The following is a 15,108-nucleotide window of genomic DNA, read 5'->3' as shown; positions in this document are numbered from 1 at the left end:
GTGTCCTGGTGGACCGACAGCGGCCTGGACGCCGACGGCGTGCTCGACGACTTCGACGGCTACGACGAATCGGATGCGCGAGTCCGGCCCAACCCCAAGGGCACGAAGCCGCGGACCAAGAACCGGCCCAGCTACGAGGACGCCGAGATCGCGATGGTCCTCGGCGTCGACCGGGGCCGCTACACGGTGATGATCGGCGACGGCACGCCGGAGGAGCACGAGTTCACCGCGGCCAGGGCCCGGGAGCTCCGCCGCCAGGCGATCGTCGCGGGCGACCGGGTGGACGTGGTCGGCGACACCACGGGCGACGAGGGCACCCTCGCGCGGATCGTGCGGATCCGCGATCGATCGACGCTGCTGCGCCGCAGCGCCGACGACACCGACGCGATCGAGCGCGTCATCGTCGCGAACGCCGACCAGATGCTCTGCGTCGTCGCCGCCGCCGACCCGGAGCCGCGCACCAGGCTGGTCGACCGCTACCTCGTCGCCGCGTTCGACGCCGGCATCACGCCGATGCTCTGCATCACCAAGACCGACCTGGCCGACCCCGCCCCGTTCCTCAAGAACTTCGAGGGCCTGGACCTGCGCGTGTTCCTCTCGAGCCAGGACGAGCCCCCGGTCGACGAGATCGCCGAGGCGCTGCTCGGCCACGAGACGGTCGTCGTGGGCCACTCGGGCGTCGGCAAGTCCACGCTCGTGAACAAGCTGGTGCCGGACGCGCACCGCGCCACCGGCCACGTGAACACGGTCACCGGACGCGGCCGCCACACCTCCTCCTCCACCGTCTCGCTCCGCGTCGAGCGCGGCGATCGGCACGGCTGGGTCATCGACACCCCCGGCGTCCGCTCGTTCGGGCTCGGCCACGTGAACACCGACAACATCCTCGGGGCCTTCACCACCCTGGCCGTGCTGGCCGAGGACTGCCCCCGCGGCTGCACGCACCTCCCGGACTCCCCCGACTGCGCGATCGTCGAGGCCGTCGAGAAGGGCCTGCTCGGCGCGAGCGGTCCCGAGCGCCTCGACTCGCTGCAGCGGCTCCTGACCACCTTCGCCCCCTCCGACGGAAGCAGACGATGACCGGTACGACCCTCCCCCCGATCCCCGCCGACGAGAGGCTCGCCGTCGGCGACGCCGCTCCGGACATCACCCTCCCCGACCAGGACGGGAAGCCCGTCGCCCTGGCGGACCTCCGGGGGAAGCGCGTGATCCTGTTCTTCTACCCGCAGGCCGACACCCCCGGCTGCACCACCGAGGCGTGCGACTTCCGCGACAGCGTGTCGTCGCTCCGCTCGCACGGCTACGAGGTCCTCGGGATCTCGCGGGACACCCCGGAGGCGCTGCGCCGCTGGGCGGACGAGCAGCACCTGGACTACCCGCTGCTGAGCGATCCCGACATGGCGGTCCACCGCGCCTACGGCGTGTGGGGCGAGAAGAACTCCTACGGCAAGACCGTCGTCGGCGTGCTGCGCTCGACCTTCGTGGTGGGCCCCGAGGGCGAGCTCGAGTTCGCGCAGTACAACGTGCGCGCCACGGGCCACGTGCAGGCGCTGCGCAAGAAGCTCAAGCTCGTCTGATCCTCGGCCGGTCGGCCGTCAGAAGCCCTCGTTGAAGCGCGGGGCGTAGTCGGCGCCGAGCGCCGTCAGCTCGTCGGCGGTCAGCTCGAGCTCGACAGAGGCCACCGCGTCCTCGAGGTGGTGCATCTTCGTCGCTCCGACGATCGGCGCCGTGACGGCCTCCTGCTGCCGCACCCAGGCGAGGGCGACCTGCGCGCGGGGCACGCCGCGCTCCTCGGCGATCCGGGCGACGGTGGCGGCCGTCGCGCGGTCCGCCTCCTCCTGCTGGTGGTACAGCGTCTTGCCGTACAGGTCCGTCTCGGTGCGCCCGGTCGTCTCGTCCCAGTCGCGGGTCAGACGACCGCGGGCGAGCGGCGACCACGGGATCACGCCGACGCCCTGGTCGACGCAGAAGGGGTGCAGCTCGCGCTCATCCTCGCGCTGGATCAGGTTGTACTGGTCCTGCATCGAGACGAAGCGCGTCCAGCCGCCGAGGTCGGCCGTGTACTGCGCCTTCGCGAACTGCCACGCCCACATGCTCGAGGCGCCGATGTAGCGCGCCTTGCCCGAGCGCACGATGTCGTGGAGCGTCTCCATCGTCTCCTCGATGGGCGTCTCCGGGTCCCAGCGGTGGATCTGGTAGAGGTCGACGTAGTCGGTGCCGAGCCGGCGCAGGCTGTCGTCGATCGCGCTCAGGATGTGCCGACGCGAGAGTCCGCCGCCGTTGGGTCCCGGGCGCATCCGGCCGTGGACCTTCGTGGCGATGACGACCTCCTCGCGGACCGCGAAGTCGGCGAGCGCGCGCCCGACGATCTCCTCGCTCGTGCCGTCGGAGTAGATGTCCGCCGTGTCGAAGGTCGTGATGCCGAGCTCGAGCGCGCGGCGCAGGAAGGGCCGCGACTCCTCCTCGCCCATGCTCCAGGCGTGCGCACCCCTGTCCGAGACGCCGTAGCTCATGCAGCCGAGGATGACGGAGGAGACCTGGAGACCGCTGGAGCCGAGTCGGGTGTGCTGCATGGAGGAGCCTTCGTGTCGAGGACGGGACTCCTCAGCCTGACACCGCCGGGCGTCGGGCGCTAGGCGGGATCCCGGCGGGTCGCGGCCACGACGCTCGGCAGGAAGATCGTCGCGGTGGCGGCGAGGGCCGGGGCCAGCAGCGCCCAGCCGATGTCGGGTGCGGCGTACTGGCCCTGGAAGGCGCCGAGCGCGACGGCCATCTGCACGAGCTGCATCGTCAGGGCGGAGCCGCGCATCCAGCTGCGCCGACGGATCGCGCCGAGGGTGGTCGCCGCGGCCCAGCCCAGGGCGATCAGACCGAGGACCACGATGGCGATGCCGCCGCCCGGCGTGTCCGGGCGGGTGGTGAGCAGCTCGAGCAGGAGCCAGCCCGAGAGCAGGGCGACCGCGAGCGTCTCGAGGCCGAGGATCGCGATGAGCACCAGGAGGCCGAGAGGGCGCCCCGCGCTCTTCGAGCCGGTCGGAGTGCCGTTTCCGTCAGTGATCACAGCCACATCCCATCCAGGACTCTTGATTCGGGTGAGCCACCATGAGAGGCTACTTGAGTTCGTTTCACCGCTCACAGGGTCGTGGGTTTCCGCAGATGTGAACAACCCGATCCTGTCGAGCCGCGAGGCCCGATCGCGACACGGGTGAGCTCGTCCGGATGAATCGAGCGCCACCCCGTCCACCACCCCGAACCGCCTTGCGCAGCCGCGTGAGGCCTCGTGGCGTGCGCCGGTGAGTGCGCTCGTGCCGTCCGCCTCCGAGGTCGACCATCGGCGTGACTCGATCATCTCACCCGAACACTGCGTGGTTCCTCCACGCACGCCTTCACACAAGGAGCACCTGCATGGACTGGCGCGACAAGGCCGCTTGCCTCACCGCTGACCCCGAGCTTTTCTTCCCCGTCGGGAACACCGGACCCGCGGTCGACCAGATCGAGAAGGCGAAGTCGGTGTGCGCCCGGTGCACCGTCACCGAGGTCTGCCTCCAGTACGCCCTCGAGACCGGACAGGACTCGGGCGTGTGGGGCGGCCTCAGCGAGGACGAGCGCCGCGCCCTCAAGCGCCGCGCCGCCCGCGCCCGCCGCGCCTCCTAGGCGCCCCGGCCGCTCGGCGGCCCGCAGCTCCCGACCCCCGCTCGCCCCTGGCGACGGGGGTCGCTCTGTTCCCCGGCGCCGACGCGTCAGTCGCGTCCCCCGCGCCGACGCGTCAGTCGCGCGAGCGGGCCAGCCAGCGCAGCGGCACCTCGATCGTGACCTCGGTGCCGCGACCGACCAGCGTGTGCCAGTCGATCGTGCCGCCGAGCTCGCCCTGGATGAGGGTGCGCACGATCTGCGTGCCGAGGCCCGAGCCCACCTTCCCCTCGGGCAGGCCCACCCCCGTGTCGCGGACCTTGACCGTGAGCACGTCGTCGTTGCGCGTCGCCACGATCTCGACGTCGCCCTCGCGGCCGGCGAGGCCGTGCTCGACCGCGTTCGTGACGAGCTCGGTCAGCGCCAGGGCGAGCGGAGTCGCGTACTCGCTCGGCAGGTTGCCGAAGCTCCCGCTGAGCTTGGGGTGCACGGTCGTGTTGTGCGTCGACGCCACTTCGGCGATGAGCATCAGGACGCGGTCGAACACCGCATCGAAGTCGACGTCCTGGTTGAGGCCCTCCGACAGGGTGTCGTGCACGACCGCGATGGCGGCGACGCGGCGCATGGCCTGGGTGAGCGCCTCGCGCGCGAGATCGGAGTGGGTGCGGCGCGCCTGGATCCGCAGCAGGGAGGCGACGGTCTGCAGGTTGTTCTTGACCCGGTGGTGGATCTCGCGGATCGTCGCGTCCTTGGTGATGAGCTCGCGCTCCTGGTGGCGCAGCTCGGTGACGTCGCGGCAGAGGACGACGGCGCCGACCCGCTCGCCGCGATCGCGGATGGGGATGGCGCGCAGCGACACCGTCACTCCGCGGGCCTCGATGTCGGTGCGCCACGGCGCGCGCCCGGTGACGACGAGGGGCAGGGACTCGTCGATGACGAGCTTCCCCTGGATGAGGCCGGTCGTCACCTCGGCGAGGGACTCGCCCTCGAGCTCGTCGGCGAAGCCGATGCGGTTGAACGCCGAGAGGGCGTTGGGGCTGGCGAACGTCGTGATGCCGTCGACGTCGAGGCGGATCAGGCCGTCGGAGGCGCGCGGCGCGCCTCGGCGGGGGCCGGTCGGGGCACCGAGGTCGGGGAAGTCGCCCGACGCGATCATCGAGAACAGGTCGTTCGCGCAGTCGTTGAAGGTCAGCTCCTGGCGGCTGGGGGTGCGCGTCTCGCTGAGGTTCGTGTGGCGGGTGACGACGGCGATCGGCCGGTCGGTGGTCTCGGGGTTCGACGCGCCCAGACGGCGGATGACCGGCACGGCCCGCACGCGGGTCGGGGTCTCCTCGAACCAGTCGGGAGCGGAGGTGTCGACGATGCGAGCGGTCTCGAACGCCTCGACCACCTGCGCGCGCCACTCCGACTTGATCCGCTGACCGACGAAGTCGCGGTAGAAGAGCGTCGCCGCGCTGGAGGGGCGCGCGTGCGCGACCGCGACGAAGCTGTCGTCCGCGGTGGGCACCCACAGCACGATGTCGGCGAAGGCGAGGTCGGCGAGCAGCTGGGCGTCGCCGACGAGGAGGTGGAGCCATTCGACGTCCGCGTCCGTGGAGCGGCCGTGGGCGAGGACGAGATCACTGAGGGTCGACACGACGACCAGCCTAAGCGCTCGGAGTCGGGCGACCGGGCGGTCCGGAGCGGCCGCCGCGACGCGGCGCGTCGTCCGCGGATCCTGCCCGCACCGACCCTCGAGACCGACCGGCCCACCACGATCGGCCTCGGCGACTCCTTCGCCGGCGGATTCGTCTCGGCGCTCGTGCGGGGTGCCGCCGCCTGACTCCGGCTCCCGCTCCGGCGCGAGCGGAGACCGCGGAGGTGAGCGGATCCACCGAGGCCCTGCGCTGCCGACCGTGGGCCTTCTGGGCGACCGGAGCCCGGGGAGCGCGGGCGACGACCGGAGCCGCAGGGTCGGGCGCCGATGGTCGCGATCCGGCCCCTGGGGCGCTCCTGGTCACCGCACCTGCATCGTTGCGCGCCTGGTTATCCACAGTGGCGCGTCGACGCAGGAGGTGACCATCACTCGACTGCTTCGATGGGGCGTCCCCTCGCGCCGGACCCTGAGCGCGACCCGCACCGCCCGAGCAGAAAGGTGACCCGACCCATGGATCGCTCGTTCCACCTCCGGAGCACTCCGCATGAGCCGCCCCTCGCACGCCTTCGACTACCGCTCCCTCCCCCTGGAGCCCCTCGCCCCGTCCACCCCGACGGCGGTGTTCTTCGCCGCGCAGCCGGCGACGCGGGCCGAGCTCCCCGATCCGGAGCCGATCCTGTCGAGGCTGACCCTGCTGGTCGTCGAGATCCTCGCGGGCTCCCGTGACATCGACCAGATCGCGCGCTGGCTGACCGACGACGTCTACCGGCACCTGCAGAAGCGCGTGGTCCTGGCCGCGCGCGCCCGGAGCCTCCAGGGCCGCCCGGCGCACCGCATCCCGTTCACCGTCGGGAGGGTCGTGATGTCGGAGCCGCGCGACGGAGTGGTCGAGGCGGTGATCCTCGTGCACAACCGAGTGCGCACCCGCGCCGTCGCCATCCGCCTCGAGGGCATGGACAACCGGTGGCGTGCGACCGCCGTCAACGTGCTCTGAGGACGACCGCCGGAGAACGCCGCAGGCCCCGCCCGCCGCGGGAGCGGGGACGGGGCCTGCGGGACGGGCGTCAGCGGCGCTTGGACTGCGCGCGGCGCTCCTGGCGGTTGGCGGGGGTGTCGTCGTCCGGCGGGGTCTGCTGACCGAACGCGCCGGTGGTCGCCGCGTCCGCGGCCTCGCCCTCGGGCAGGGCCGCGCGAGCCTCGGCGGCGCGCGCCTTGGCGGTGGCCGCCTGCTGCACCTTGCCGCGCTGGTCGCGCACCTCGACTCCGCCCGAGTCGCTCGGGGCCGAGTAGCTCAGCTTCTCGACCGGGGCGACGGGTTCGGCGAGCCCCTTCGCCGCGACTCCGGCGACCTCGCCCTGCTTCTGCGTCACCTCGACCTCGAGGTTGAACAGGAAGCCGACGGTCTCCTCGCGGATCTGCCCCATCATCTGCTGGAACAGGGCGAAGCCCTCGCGCTGGTACTCGACCAGCGGGTCGCGCTGCGCCATGGCCCGCAGGCCGATGCCGTCCTTGAGGTAGTCCATCTCGTAGAGGTGGTCGCGCCAGCGGCGGTCGATGACCGAGAGCACGACGCGGCGCTCGAGCTCGCGCATGGCCGGGGAGCCCAGCTGGTCCTCGCGGCGCTGGTAGGCGAGCTTGGCGTCCGACAGGATCTCGCGGCGCATGAACTCCTTGTTGATGCGCCCGCGGCTGCCCGCCTCCTGCACGACCTCGTCGATCGTGAGGCTGATCGGGTAGAGGGTCTTCAGCTCGGTCCAGAGGGCGTCGAAGTCCCAGTCGTCGCCGTTGCCCTGGCCGGTGTGCACCTCGAGGATCTCGTCGATCACGTCGACGAGGAACTTCTGGGTGCGCTCGTGCAGATCGTCGCCCTCGAGGATGTGGCGGCGGTCGGAGTAGATGGCCTCGCGCTGGCGGTTGAGGACGTCGTCGTACTTGAGGACGTTCTTGCGGATCTCGGCGTTGCGCGCCTCGACCTGCGACTGGGCGCTGCGGATGGCGCGGGACACGACCTTCGACTCGATGGCGATGTCGTCCGGCACGTTGCCGCGGCCCATGAGCGCCTCGGCCGCACCGGAGTTGAACAGGCGCATGAGGTCGTCGGTGAGTGAGAGGTAGAAGCGGCTCTCCCCCGGGTCGCCCTGACGGCCGGAGCGGCCGCGCAGCTGGTTGTCGATGCGGCGCGACTCGTGGCGCTCGGTGCCGAGGACGTAGAGGCCGCCGGCAGCCTGCACCTTCTCGGCCTCCTCGGCGACCTTCGCCTTGACGCCCTTGAAGACGTCGTCCCAGGCCGCCTCGTACTCGTCGGGAGTGTCGACGGGGCTGAGGCCCTTGGCGGTCATCTCGGCGACGGCGAGGAACTCGGCGTTGCCGCCGAGCATGACGTCGGTGCCGCGACCGGCCATGTTCGTGGCGACCGTGACGGCGCCGAGGCGGCCCGCCTGCGCGACGATGGCCGCCTCCCGCGCGTGGTTCTTCGCGTTCAGGACCTCGTGGCGCACGCCCTTCTTGGCGAGCAGGCGCGAGAGGTACTCGCTCTTCTCGACGCTCGTGGTGCCCACGAGGACGGGCTGGCCCTTCGCATGGCGCTCGACGATGTCCTCGACGACCTGCGCGAACTTGACCTGCTCGTTCTTGTAGACGAGGTCCGGGTTGTCGATGCGCTGCATCTTGCGGTTCGTGGGGATGGGGACGACACCGAGCTTGTACGTCGCCATGAACTCGGACGCCTCGGTCTCGGCGGTTCCGGTCATGCCCGAGAGCTTGGAGTAGAGGCGGAAGTAGTTCTGCAGCGTGACGGTCGCGAGGGTCTGGTTCTCGGCCTTGACCTGCACGCCCTCCTTCGCCTCGATCGCCTGGTGGATGCCCTCGTTGTAGCGGCGACCGGCGAGGATGCGCCCGGTGTGCTCGTCGACGATCATGACCTCGCCGTTCAGCACGACGTAGTCCTTGTCCTTCTTGAACAGGGCGCGGGCCTTGATCGAGTTGTTCAGGAACGAGATGAGCGGGGTGTTGGCGGACTCGTAGAGGTTGTCGATACCGAGGTAGTCCTCGACCTTCTCGATGCCGGGCTCGAGCACGCCGACGGTGCGCTTCTTCTCGTCGACCTCGTAGTCCTCGCCCTCGACGAGGCGCTTGGCGAGCCCCGCGAACTCGGAGAACCAGCGGTTCGCCTCTCCCGAGGCGGGGCCGGAGATGATCAACGGCGTGCGCGCCTCGTCGATCAGGATCGAGTCGACCTCGTCGACGATCGCGTAGAAGTGGCCGCGCTGGACCATGTCCTGCGCCTGCCACGCCATGTTGTCGCGCAGGTAGTCGAAGCCGAACTCGTTGTTCGTGCCGTAGGTGATGTCGGCGGCGTACTGCTCGCGGCGCTGCTCGGGGGTCTGGCCCGCGAGGATGACGCCGGTCGTCATGCCGAGGGCGCGGAAGACGCGGCCCATCAGCTCCGACTGGTACGAGGCGAGGAAGTCGTTGACCGTGACGATGTGGACGCCGCGGCTCGCGATGGCGTTGAGGTACGCCGGGAGGGTCGCGACGAGGGTCTTGCCCTCTCCGGTCTTCATCTCGGCGATGTTGCCGAGGTGCAGGCCCGCGCCGCCCATGAGCTGGACGTCGAAGTGGCGCAGGCCCAAAGTGCGCCGGGACGCCTCGCGGACGGCGGCGAACGCCTCGGGCAGCAGGTCGTCGAGGGACTCGCCGTTCGAGTAGCGCTCGCGCAGCTCGACGGTCTCGTTCTTCAGCTCCTCGTCGCTGAGGTGCGTGAAGTCCTCTTCGAGGGCGTTGACGGCTTTCGCGTAGTTCTCGAGGCGGCGGATGATCCGCCCCTCCCCGACGCGAAGGACCTTTTCGAGAACTGAGGCCACGGGGTACTCCAAAACGTAGAAGACAGTCGCCCGGCGCCAGAGCGCGGACCGCGACCAGCCTAGTCGCGGAGCGCTGGACGCGGACGGAGGACGCGTCCGCCCTCGGCGGACGCACGGGCGCGGACGAGGACGGGCCCCGGTGCTGCGCGCACCGGGGCCCGTCCGAGGAGGGCGCGACTCAGCCCGCGGCCTGCTGCGCGAGCTCGTCCGCCTCGTCGCCGAGGGAGATCACTCCGTAGTCCCAGCCCTTGCGGCGGTAGACGACGCTCGGCCGTCCCGAGTCGGAGTCGATGAAGAGGTAGAAGTCGTGCCCGACGAGCTCCATGTAGTCGACGGCGTCGTCGACGCTCATCGAGACGGAGGCGAAGACCTTCTTGCGGATGACGACGGGGCAGTACGGCTCCTCCTCGACGTCGTCGACCGCCTCCGCGGGCGGGGTCTGCACCGGGATCACCCCGGTGCTCACGGCCTCGAGGACGGCGGCGTCGGCCGGCTGGATGCCGACTCCGCTGAAGTCGGCGGCCGCCGCGTCGCGCAGGGACGTGGGGCGATGCTGGCCCCGATGGACCTTCTTCCGATCCTTGGCTCGTCGCACGCGTTCCAGCAGTCGGCCGAGGGCCACGTCGAACGCCGCGTACTTGTCCGCGCCGTCGGCCTCGGCCCGGACGACCGGGCCCTTGCCGATCAGCGTCAGCTCGACGCGGTCGCCACCGCTCGCGCCCTTGGACTCGCTGTGGCGGCTCGCCCTGATCTCGAGCGCGAGCGCCCGATCGGCGAGGTGCGCCACCTTCTCCGACTTCTCCGTCGCGTACGCGCGGAAGCGATCGGTGATGCCCAAGTTGCGTCCTGTGATGTCGATGTCCATGACAACCTCCCAGTCGAGTACGGCGTGCCGCCTTTCTCCGGGCGGACCGTTCACGCCGTGCACCCGAGCGTAGACCCCGGTCACCGAAGTGTCACCGGGAGTTCATCCGACCGCGCCTCGCAGTCGCCGGGAGTCGTCTGCGGATCGGATGCGCGAGCGAAGCGGCGTCGCAGCCAGCGCTGCGGCGGCGCGTACCGTTCCGCCCGCGGCCTCGACCGCGCGCCGGATCTCGAGCAGCGTCGCGCCGGAGGTGACCACGTCGTCGACGAGGACCACCTCCTCGCCGAGGAGGGAGCGCCCCGCCCGGAACGCGCCGTCGAGGTTGCCCCTGCGCTCGATCCGGTCGAGCCCGACCTGGTCCACGGACCGGCGGACGCGGTGGACCGGATGCGCAGCGCGGCCGCCGCAGGCACGCACCAGCAGGTCGACCGGGTCGTAGCCGCGCTTCACGCGGCGGCCGTGCGACCCCGGCGGGGCGACGAGCAGCCCCGGACGGCCGTCCAGTGCGAGGGCGAGCGCCGGACGCAGGCGGACGGCGAGGGGGCGCGCGGCGTCGGTGCGCCCCTCCTCCTTCAGCGCGACGACGAGACGGCGCGCGGTGCCCTCGAACGGCACTCCTGCGTGCACCGCGAGCGGCCGGTCCGCGGGGCCGATCAGTCGCGGGGGCGGCATCGGCAGCCGGGCGAGCGCGAGGGCGCACTCGGAGCAGGGGGCTCTCGTCGTCGCCCCACCGCACGCGGGGCAGTCGAGGGGGAGCACGACGGCCAGCGCGTCGAGGAGCCGGGAGCGGAGCATGCGCCGAGGATGCCGCATCGGCGACGGACGCCGCGCGCCACCCGGTCCGCTCCGTCGCGGCACGTCCTGGGGAGGAGCCCTCAGGACCCCATGCCGGTCTGCGTCGCCAGGAGGCGGACGTCGGTCGCGATCGTCTGCCAGGCGGATCCCCGCTGCTGCCGCAGCTCCCCGCCCTCGGCCAGGATACGGATCTGCGTGGTCGCGTTGCCCGCGGCGATCTGGCGCGCACCGGTCGTGGTGCCCAGCGGTGTCGATCCGCCGCCGAGCTGGTGCAGCGTGACGGCGTCCTCGCCCGTGGACGCGCGGACCACCGACACGACGTCCAGCTCGTCCGTCCAGCCCGCGGTGACCGCCGTGCCGAGCGTCGAGGAGAGCACGACGGGCTCGCCGACCGCCACCGGATCGCCGTTCGCCGAGCGGGTGATGCCCGCGACGAGCACGGAGGCCTGCTGCCCGTCCTGGACGAGGGCGAGCATCCTGCTGCCGTCGCGGGACACCGACAGCGAGGCGAGGGTCTCGACCTCGGACCAGGCCGTCGCCACCTGGAAGGAGCCGGCGCCGTCGGGGGCGTAGGCGACCAGCTGGTTCGGCGCGGCGGAGGGGACGGACCACACGTAGCCGAACGGGTCGATGGCGGGCGCCGTCAGCCCCGCACGGGCGTCCAGCAGGACGTCCGGCTGGTCGGGCGCGACGAGCGAGACCCCGGCGACGGAGAGCACCGCCGCGGCGGCCTCGGAGTCGGCACCCCGCTGCTCCCCCAGCGCGACGGCCGAGGGCGACAGCGCGCGCACCCGGTCCGAGACGGCGGTCTCGGGGAGGCCCGCCGATCCGAGGAAGCCGAACGCGTCGTCGGTGAGAACGAGGGGGCGCGTGTCGACCCGGGGACTGATGGGGAGCCCGCTCACCTCGGCGGGCACCTCGATCGGGTTCTGCTCGACCGACAGCGCCACCCCGGTGACGTTCGAGACGGAGCCGAGACTGCGGCTGAGCTGCAGGCGCATGAGCCGCCACTGGCGCTCGTCGGCCTCGAGCGCCGCCGGATTGAGGTCGACGACCGCCTGCTGCGCCTCGACCGGCACGGTCTCGGCGGCGAGCGAGGTGCCGGTCGGGAAGGCGGAGACGACCGCGCCCGAATCGCTCAGCCAGGGCGTCGGGCCGCGGAGCAGCTCGGTGACGATCGTGGTGCTGGTCGAGCTGTCCGCCCGCGAGGCGAACCAGCGCATGTCGGGCACGAGGTAGGTGTAGGAGGGGTCGAAGAAGTAGAGCGCGTGGGTCGAGAAGACCTGCTCGAACGTGGTGCGGTCGATCACGACACCGCTCGGCGGCGAGCTGATCCGCCATTCGCCCTCCTCCTGGACGAAGCCGTAGTCGAGGCTCAGCGCGGTCGTGGAGGCGACCTCGGTGTAGACGCCGGTCGCGTCGATCTCGGCCACCGGCGTGATCGAGAGAGTCAGGGTCGAGGAGGACTGCTGCGTCGGCGAGCGCTGCCCCTCGTCGACGGTGACGTGCTCGCTCGGCGTCCAGTCGGCTCCGGCCGACAGGAACTCGCGCGCGATCTTGTAGTTGCTCTGCGGACTGGACGCGGCGTCGATGAACCCGGTGAGGATCTCGCGCTGGGACGCGCCCTCGACCGGGCCGGAGGGCAGGAAGTCGTACTGCAGGTCCTGCGGCGCGGCGTCGGCGCGCCCGACGCCCACGTCGCCGTCGCGCGGGATGCCGGCGCAGCCGACCAGCGCGAGCAGGACCGCCGCCGCTCCGGCGAGCGCGTGCAGGGCGCGCCGGCTCACGAGACGGCCTCGGGCAGGGGCGGCATGACGATCGGGCCCGTGTAGGCCTGCTCCCCCGCGTCGACGGGAGGCAGCGGGAGCGGCGAGGACTCGATGCGCTCGCCCCGGCGCCGGGGGATGGTGAGGCGGAAGCACGCACCGCGGTCCGGCATCGACCACACCTGCAGCCAGCCGTGGTGCAGCGCGGTGTCCTCCTGGGCGATGGACATGCCCAGTCCGGTGCCGCCGAGCGTGCGCTTGCGGGAGGGATCGGCGCGCCAGAACCGGTCGAAGACGCGCACGACCTCCTCCGAGCTCATGCCGTGCCCGTAGTCGCGGACGGCGAGCGCCACGGCCGTCGCGTTGCTGTCGACGGTGACCACGATCTCGCGGCCGTCCCCGTGCTCGATCGCGTTGCCGAGGAGGTTGCGGACGATGCGGCGGATGCGGCGCGCGTCCATGTCGGCGTCGAAGTAGCCGCCGGGCGCGGAGAGGGTGAGGACCGATCCGTTCGCCTCCGCGATGCCGCGCATCCCGTCGATCTCGTCGCCGGCGAGGCGGACCAGGTTCACCGGCTCCAGCTCGAGCTCGGCCGATCCGGCGTCGTGGCGGGATATCTCGAGCAGATCGGCGAGCAGGCTCTCGAAGCGGGCGATCTGCCCGTGCAGCAGCTCGACCGTGCGCTCGGCGACGGGCGGGAAGCCCTCGCGCTGGTCGTAGAGGACGTCGCCCGCGAGCTTCATCGTGGTCAGGGGGGTGCGCAGCTCGTGCGAGACGTCCGAGACGAAGCGCTGCTGCACCCGGCTGAGGGTCGCGAGCTCGCTGATCTGCTCCTGCAGGCTGTCGGCCATGCCGTTGAAGGAGCGGGCGAGCGTCGCGATCACGTCCTCGCCCTTCTCCGGGATCCGCACGTCGGCGTCCCCCGCGGCCAGGCGCTGGCTGGTCTCGGCGGCGACGCGCACCGGGGCCACGACGATGCGCACGACGACCCAGCTGACGGCTCCGATGAGCAGGATCAGCAGGAGCCCGGCGACGTTCAGCACCTGCTGCACGAACTGGAGAGTGCGCTCGGCGTCGGCCAGCGAGTAGCCGATGTAGAGCTCGTACCGCCCGGCGGAGCTCGGGAGCTCGAGGGTCGAGCCGACGAGGATGCCGGGCTGCTCGTCGCCGTCGGCGTCGAGGGTCACCGACTGCCAGTACTGCCCCTCGGACCCCGCCTGCACGCGCTGGCGGAGCTCGTCGCTGATGATGCCGTCCTGCAGCTCCCGGTTGTAGATGTCCTGGGGGGCGAGCGAGGACGCCTCCTGGTCGGGAGAGCGGACGATCGCGATGAGGGCGGAGGAGGACGCGTCGCGGATCGCGGTGCGGACCGAGCTCATCACCTCCTCCATGTCCTGACGGGTGGAGACGGTTGCCGCGTCGAGGTAGCCCTGCGCCGCGCGGGTCGCCCGCGAGGTGTCGCCGGTGACCTGCGTGAGACGCGACTGGAAGAGGTTGTCGCTGATGCTGTACGAGAGGTACGCGCCGGTGGATCCGATCGCGATCCCGCTCAGCAGCACGGTGATCGCCACGGCGCGGAACTGCAGCGAGCGCCGCCAGACGCGGAGCACCCGACCGGGCCAGCGCCGGACGCCGGCCGTGGGGAAGCGGCGCGCGGACGACACGGTCAGCCGGGGACGACGGCGCCGGCGCGGTAGCCCACGCCGCGCACGGTCATGACGATGCGGGGGTCGTCCGGGTCCTTCTCGACCTTGGCGCGCAAGCGCTGGACGTGGACGTTCACCAACCGGGTGTCGGCCTTGTAGTGGTAGCCCCAGACCTGCTCGAGCAGCATCTCGCGCGTGAACACCTGCTGCGGCTTCGAGGCGAGCGCGAGGAGCAGGTCGAACTCGAGCGGGGTGAGGCCGATGCGGGTGTCGCCGCGGCGCACCTCGTGCCCGGCGACGTCGAGGCTGAGATCGCCGACCTGCAGCACGGCGTTGGCGGCGACCTGCGCCGGCCGCAGCCGGGTCTTGATCCGCGCGACGAGCTCCTTGGGGTCGAAGGGCTTCACCATGTAGTCGTCGGCGCCGGACTCGAGGCCCTGCACGACGTCGGAGGTGTCGGACTTCGCCGTGAGCATGATGATGGGGACGCCGGACTCGGCGCGCACCGCGCGGCACACCTCGATGCCGTCCATCCCCGGCAGCATCAGGTCGAGCAGGAGGAGATCGGGGCGGGACCTGCGGAAGGCCTCCAGGGCACCCGAGCCGTCGGCGCAGAACGAGACGTCGTAGTCCTCGGCCCGCAGGACGATGCCGATCATCTCGGCGAGGGCCGCGTCGTCGTCGACCACCAGAATGCGCGCGCTCATGAGCCTGTCGTCCTCGTTCCTCCCGCGCCGGCCCCCCTGGGCGCGCGCGGATGTCCTCCAGGCTAACCGAGTCCGCCCGACGTTCGGCGGGACGCGGGAGAGGAGCCTCGGACACGCCTGTGCCAGCATGGGAGGGATGACCGACGCAGCTCACTGGCCGCCGCCCTCCGGGCCCTCGGACGAGGCGAGCGCGCAGGACCGCC

General features: G+C 71.8%; 14 protein-coding genes. 5 read left to right on the top strand and 9 right to left on the bottom strand.

Going from position 1 to position 15,108, the window contains the following annotated elements:
• Together rsgA and bcp are read left to right on the top strand one after the other, a co-directional pair.
• Complete coding sequence (rsgA, locus tag NB037_RS12055) at positions 1–1,077, top strand: ribosome small subunit-dependent GTPase A (protein ID WP_251946081.1); 1,077 nt, start codon at positions 1–3, stop codon at positions 1,075–1,077.
• Positions 1,074–1,574 (top strand): thioredoxin-dependent thiol peroxidase, encoded by a 501-nt coding sequence (bcp, locus tag NB037_RS12050; protein WP_251946079.1) that lies wholly within the window; start codon positions 1,074–1,076, stop codon positions 1,572–1,574. The genes rsgA and bcp overlap by 4 nt, the downstream gene beginning before the upstream one ends.
• Positions 1,575–1,592: 18 nt before the next feature.
• On the opposite strand, the gene NB037_RS12045 is transcribed toward bcp, so the two are convergent.
• On the bottom strand, positions 1,593–2,570 hold the full coding sequence (locus NB037_RS12045; protein WP_251946077.1) for an aldo/keto reductase: 978 nt from the start codon (positions 2,568–2,570) through the stop codon (positions 1,593–1,595).
• Positions 2,571–2,629: 59 nt separating this feature from the next.
• Entirely contained in the window at positions 2,630–3,058 is a 429-nt protein-coding gene (locus tag NB037_RS12040; RefSeq protein ID WP_251946074.1) for a hypothetical protein, read from the bottom strand.
• 344 nt (positions 3,059–3,402) lie between these two features.
• On the opposite strand from NB037_RS12040, the gene NB037_RS12035 reads away from it, so the two are divergent.
• Positions 3,403–3,651 carry a WhiB family transcriptional regulator gene (locus NB037_RS12035; protein ID WP_055788231.1) on the top strand — a complete coding sequence of 83 codons (249 nt, stop codon included), beginning with the start codon at positions 3,403–3,405 and terminating at the stop codon, positions 3,649–3,651.
• A 112-nt stretch (positions 3,652–3,763) separates the two neighbouring features.
• Here NB037_RS12035 and NB037_RS12030 read toward each other — a convergent pair whose 3' ends face one another.
• The gene (locus NB037_RS12030; protein WP_207406450.1) at positions 3,764–5,263 is read right to left on the bottom strand and encodes a sensor histidine kinase; all 1,500 of its coding nucleotides are present in this window, start codon (positions 5,261–5,263) and stop codon (positions 3,764–3,766) included.
• On the opposite strand from NB037_RS12030, the gene NB037_RS12025 reads away from it, so the two are divergent.
• The gene (locus NB037_RS12025) at positions 5,231–5,449 is read left to right on the top strand and encodes a hypothetical protein (protein ID WP_251946072.1); all 219 of its coding nucleotides are present in this window, start codon (positions 5,231–5,233) and stop codon (positions 5,447–5,449) included. The two genes, NB037_RS12030 and NB037_RS12025, sit on opposite strands and share 33 nt — an antisense overlap.
• A 358-nt stretch (positions 5,450–5,807) precedes the next feature.
• The gene (locus tag NB037_RS12020) at positions 5,808–6,257 is read left to right on the top strand and encodes an Rv3235 family protein (RefSeq protein ID WP_251946070.1); all 450 of its coding nucleotides are present in this window, start codon (positions 5,808–5,810) and stop codon (positions 6,255–6,257) included.
• A 70-nt stretch (positions 6,258–6,327) separates the two neighbouring features.
• On the opposite strand, the gene secA is transcribed toward NB037_RS12020, so the two are convergent.
• The 6 genes from secA to mtrA all read right to left on the bottom strand — a co-directional run bounded on the left by secA (position 6,328) and on the right by mtrA (position 14,905).
• Complete coding sequence (gene secA, locus NB037_RS12015) at positions 6,328–9,126, bottom strand: preprotein translocase subunit SecA (protein WP_251946068.1); 2,799 nt, start codon at positions 9,124–9,126, stop codon at positions 6,328–6,330.
• A gap of 178 nt (positions 9,127–9,304) precedes the next feature.
• The gene (gene hpf / locus NB037_RS12010; RefSeq protein WP_207406456.1) at positions 9,305–9,991 is read right to left on the bottom strand and encodes a ribosome hibernation-promoting factor, HPF/YfiA family; all 687 of its coding nucleotides are present in this window, start codon (positions 9,989–9,991) and stop codon (positions 9,305–9,307) included.
• A 102-nt stretch (positions 9,992–10,093) separates the two neighbouring features.
• Positions 10,094–10,786 carry a ComF family protein gene (locus NB037_RS12005; protein ID WP_251946066.1) on the bottom strand — a complete coding sequence of 231 codons (693 nt, stop codon included), beginning with the start codon at positions 10,784–10,786 and terminating at the stop codon, positions 10,094–10,096.
• 80 nt (positions 10,787–10,866) lie between these two features.
• Positions 10,867–12,573: an LpqB family beta-propeller domain-containing protein gene (locus NB037_RS12000; RefSeq protein ID WP_251946064.1), complete on the bottom strand. Its 1,707-nt coding sequence runs from the start codon at positions 12,571–12,573 to the stop codon at positions 10,867–10,869.
• Entirely contained in the window at positions 12,570–14,216 is a 1,647-nt protein-coding gene (mtrB, locus tag NB037_RS11995; protein WP_251946062.1) for an MtrAB system histidine kinase MtrB, read from the bottom strand. The genes NB037_RS12000 and mtrB overlap by 4 nt, the downstream gene beginning before the upstream one ends.
• 2 nt (positions 14,217–14,218) lie before the next feature.
• A complete protein-coding gene (gene mtrA / locus NB037_RS11990) occupies positions 14,219–14,905 on the bottom strand; it encodes an MtrAB system response regulator MtrA (RefSeq protein ID WP_251946061.1) in 687 nt (228 codons plus the stop codon).
• Between the last annotated feature and the right edge of the window lie 203 nt (positions 14,906–15,108).

The sequence above is a fragment of the Rathayibacter rubneri genome, from assembly GCF_023743255.1.
Taxonomy (GTDB): domain Bacteria; phylum Actinomycetota; class Actinomycetes; order Actinomycetales; family Microbacteriaceae; genus Rathayibacter; species Rathayibacter rubneri.
This window is presented reverse-complemented; position numbering and strand designations above follow the sequence as displayed.